Origin of the sequence: uncultured Escherichia sp. (assembly GCF_948475835.1) — a bacterium.
Taxonomy (GTDB): domain Bacteria; phylum Pseudomonadota; class Gammaproteobacteria; order Enterobacterales; family Enterobacteriaceae; genus ECMA0423.
Genome location: NZ_CAOLGM010000207.1, coordinates 1 through 4,186 on the forward strand (window position 1 = coordinate 1; position 4,186 = coordinate 4,186).

Genomic DNA, 4,186 nt, shown 5'->3' on the forward strand with positions numbered 1-4,186 from the left:
CCACTATGATCAACGGCCTTGGCGTGCTGGGGTGGGGCGTGGGTGGGATCGCAGCAGAAGCCGCAATGTTAGGCCAGCCGGTTTCCATGCTTATCCCGGACGTAGTGGGCTTTAAACTTACCGGTAAATTACGTGAAGGTATTACCGCCACAGACCTAGTTCTCACTGTTACCCAAATGCTGCGCAAACATGGCGTGGTGGGGAAATTCGTCGAATTTTATGGTGATGGTCTGGATTCACTACCGCTGGCGGATCGCGCCACCATTGCCAATATGTCGCCAGAATATGGTGCCACCTGTGGCTTCTTCCCAATCGATGCTGTAACCCTCGATTACATGCGTTTAAGCGGGCGCAGCGAAGATCAGGTTGAGTTGGTCGAAAAATATGCCAAAGCGCAGGGCATGTGGCGTAACCCGGGCGATGAACCGATTTTTACCAGTACGTTAGAACTGGATATGAATGACGTTGAAGCGAGCCTGGCAGGGCCAAAACGCCCACAGGATCGCGTTGCACTGCCCGATGTACCAAAAGCATTTGCCGCCAGTAACGAACTGGAAGTGAATGCCACGCATAAAGATCGCCAGCCGGTCGATTATGTTATGAACGGACATCAGTATCAGTTACCTGATGGCGCTGTGGTCATTGCTGCGATAACCTCGTGCACCAACACCTCTAACCCAAGTGTGCTGATGGCTGCAGGCTTGCTGGCGAAAAAAGCCGTAACTCTTGGCCTCAAGCGGCAACCGTGGGTCAAAGCGTCGCTGGCACCAGGCTCGAAAGTTGTTTCTGATTATCTGGCAAAAGCGAAATTGACACCGTATCTCGACGAACTGGGGTTTAACCTTGTGGGATACGGTTGTACCACCTGTATTGGTAACTCTGGGCCGCTGCCCGATCCTATCGAAACGGCAATCAAAAAAGGCGATTTAACCGTCGGTGCAGTGCTGTCCGGCAACCGTAACTTTGAAGGCCGTATCCATCCGCTGGTTAAAACCAACTGGCTGGCCTCGCCGCCGCTGGTGGTTGCCTATGCGCTGGCGGGAAATATGAATATCAACCTGGCTTCTGAGCCTATCGGCCATGATCGTAAAGGCGATCCGGTATATCTGAAAGATATCTGGCCATCGGCACAAGAAATTGCCCGTGCGGTAGAACAAGTCTCCACAGAAATGTTCCGCAAAGAGTACGCAGAAGTTTTTGAAGGCACAGCAGAGTGGAAGGAAATTAACGTCACACGATCCGATACCTACGGTTGGCAGGAGGACTCAACCTATATTCGCTTATCGCCTTTCTTTGATGAAATGCAGGCAACACCAGCACCAGTGGAAGATATTCACGGTGCGCGGATCCTCGCAATGCTGGGGGATTCAGTCACCACTGACCATATCTCTCCGGCGGGCAGTATTAAGCCCGACAGCCCAGCGGGTCGATATCTACAAGGTCGGGGGGTTGAGCGAAAAGACTTTAACTCCTACGGTTCGCGGCGTGGTAACCATGAAGTGATGATGCGCGGCACCTTCGCCAATATTCGCATCCGTAATGAAATGGTGCCTGGCGTTGAAGGGGGGATGACGCGGCATTTACCTGACAGCGACGTAGTCTCTATTTATGATGCTGCGATGCGCTATAAGCAGGAACAAACGCCGCTGGCGGTGATTGCCGGGAAAGAGTATGGATCAGGCTCAAGCCGTGACTGGGCGGCAAAAGGTCCTCGTCTGCTTGGAATTCGTGTGGTGATTGCCGAATCGTTTGAACGAATTCACCGTTCGAATTTAATTGGCATGGGCATCCTGCCGCTGGAATTTCCGCAAGGCGTAACGCGTAAAACGTTAGGACTAACCGGGGAAGAGAAGATTGATATTGGCGATCTGCAAAATCTACAACCCGGTGCGACGGTTCCGGTGACGCTTACGCGCGCGGATGGTAGCCAGGAGGTCGTACCCTGCCGTTGTCGTATCGACACCGCGACGGAGTTGACCTACTACCAGAACGACGGCATTTTGCATTATGTCATTCGTAATATGTTGAAGTAACAAGTATTTGCTTGCCGGTTATTTTGCTTCCGGCAAGCAAACTAATTACACAATGCAAGAGGGTTATTTGTTCAGCAAATGGCCCATTTTCTCGGCTTTGGTATCGAGATAATGTTCGTTATTGGGGTTACGACCTACAATCAATGGTACGCGTTCAACAATATTAATCCCTGCTTCGGTCAGAATTTCGACTTTTTTCGGGTTATTGGTTAACAAGCGGACTTCATTGACGCCAAGGAGTTTGAACATATCAGCGCAAAGAGTGAAGTCGCGCTCATCAGCGGCGAAGCCTAACTGGTGGTTAGCCTCTACGGTATCGTAACCTTGATCCTGCAGTGCGTAAGCGCGGATTTTATTCAGCAGACCAATGTTACGACCTTCCTGACGGTGATACAGCAAAATACCACGGCCTTCCTCGGCAATTTGCGTCAATGCCGCTTCGAGCTGGAAGCCACAATCGCAGCGCAAGCTGAACAGGGCGTCACCGGTCAGACATTCGGAATGGACGCGCGCAAGTACCGGGGTATGCCCGGAAATATCGCCATAGACTAGCGCGACATGATCGTGTCCGGTTGCCAGTTCTTCAAATCCCACCATCAGGAAATCGCCCCATGGGGTTGGCAGTTTGGCTTCTGCCACACGTTTAAGCTGCATGAAATTCTCCAGATAATGCTGGTTCTGTATTGGCTTATTTTGCCATAACGAGAAGGGGTTCACCTAATCACGACGCGTCGATCGTTCACGGAATGGCACAAATCTGTCAATTTTTCCTGGAACTGGCGTTTTCAGTTATGATTGTGGGACTTATCAAAAAGGAGAGGCCATGCGTTCGATTGCCAGACGTACCGCAGTGGGAGCTGCACTATTGCTTGTCATGCCAGTAGCCGTATGGATTTCTGGCTGGCGTTGGCAACCTGGAGAACAAAGTTGGCTACTAAAAGCGGCTTTTTGGGTTACTGAAACTGTCACCCAGCCCTGGGGCGTCATTACACATTTGATTTTATTCGGCTGGTTTCTCTGGTGTCTGCGTTTTCGCATTAAGGCTGCCTTTGTATTATTTGCCATTCTGGCGGCCGCAATCCTTGTGGGACAAGGCGTTAAATCCTGGATCAAAGACAAAGTCCAGGAACCACGACCTTTTGTTATCTGGCTGGAAAAAACACATCATATTCCGGTTGATGAGTTCTACACTTTAAAGCGAGCAGAACGCGGAAATCTAGTGAAAGAACAGTTGGCTGAAGAGAAAAATATCCCACAATATTTGCGTTCACACTGGCAGAAAGAGACGGGGTTTGCCTTTCCTTCCGGTCACACGATGTTTGCTGCCAGTTGGGCACTGCTGGCCGTTGGTTTGCTGTGGCCGCGTCGGCGAACGTTAACCATTGCTATCTTGCTGGTCTGGGCAACGGGAGTCATGGGAAGCCGCCTGCTGCTCGGGATGCATTGGCCACGCGATCTGGTAGTAGCTACGTTGATTTCGTGGGCGCTGGTGGCGGTGGCAACGTGGCTTGCGCAACGAATTTGTGGGCCATTAACACCACCTGCGGAAGAAAATCGCGAAATAGCGCAACGAGAACAAGAAAGTTAACGCTGGTTGATTTTCCGAATTTAGCCCTTAAATCATCAACAATGCGCGTGGATGCCATTTCGCAGACGGCGCGAAAATGGTACTTTAAAGGGCTATTGCGGTAAGTTGACCATAATTTATTCGCTCTAACCACATAACGGGAAGTAATGTGAAATATTTACTCATTTTCTTACTGGTGTTAGCGATCTTCGTGATTTCGGTCACGTTGGGTGCGCAGAACGATCAACAGGTGACGTTTAATTATCTGTTAGCGCAAGGGGAGTACCGTATTTCCACATTGCTGGCGGTATTGTTTGCTGCGGGGTTTGCTATCGGTTGGTTGATTTGTGGCCTGTTCTGGCTGCGAGTTCGTGTTTCCCTGGCGCGCGCTGAACGTAAAATAAAGCGACTGGAAAACCAGCTTTCACCCGCGACTGACGTGGCTGTAGTGCCGCACTCGTCAGCGGCGAAGGAATAACTTTCTATGCTGGAGTTGTTGTTTCTGCTTTTGCCTGTAGCCGCTGCCTATGGCTGGTATATGGGCCGCAGAAGTGCGCAACAAAACAAGCAAGATGAAGCCAACCGC

The 4,186-nt window shown here is 50.8% G+C and carries 4 protein-coding genes and 1 pseudogene; 4 read left to right on the top strand and 1 reads right to left on the bottom strand.

Going from position 1 to position 4,186, the window contains the following annotated elements; genetic code table 11:
• Positions 1–2,033, top strand: a 2,033-nt coding sequence (gene acnA, locus QZF50_RS22770) for an aconitate hydratase AcnA (RefSeq protein ID WP_290389006.1), incomplete at its 5' end; no start/stop codon positions are given.
• Between the two features lie 63 nt (positions 2,034–2,096).
• On the opposite strand, the gene ribA is transcribed toward acnA, so the two are convergent.
• Positions 2,097–2,687 carry a GTP cyclohydrolase II gene (gene ribA / locus QZF50_RS22775; RefSeq protein WP_001176295.1) on the bottom strand — a complete coding sequence of 197 codons (591 nt, stop codon included), beginning with the start codon at positions 2,685–2,687 and terminating at the stop codon, positions 2,097–2,099.
• A gap of 169 nt (positions 2,688–2,856) precedes the next feature.
• On the opposite strand from ribA, the gene pgpB reads away from it, so the two are divergent.
• The 3 genes and pseudogenes from pgpB to QZF50_RS22790 form a co-directional block, all read left to right on the top strand.
• Positions 2,857–3,621 (top strand): phosphatidylglycerophosphatase B, encoded by a 765-nt coding sequence (gene pgpB, locus QZF50_RS22780; RefSeq protein ID WP_001256538.1) that lies wholly within the window; start codon positions 2,857–2,859, stop codon positions 3,619–3,621.
• A 148-nt stretch (positions 3,622–3,769) separates the two neighbouring features.
• A complete protein-coding gene (gene lapA, locus QZF50_RS22785; protein WP_000876286.1) occupies positions 3,770–4,078 on the top strand; it encodes a lipopolysaccharide assembly protein LapA in 309 nt (102 codons plus the stop codon).
• Positions 4,079–4,084: 6 nt separating this feature from the next.
• Positions 4,085–4,186: pseudogene (locus QZF50_RS22790) on the top strand (lipopolysaccharide assembly protein LapB); the annotation flags it as partial.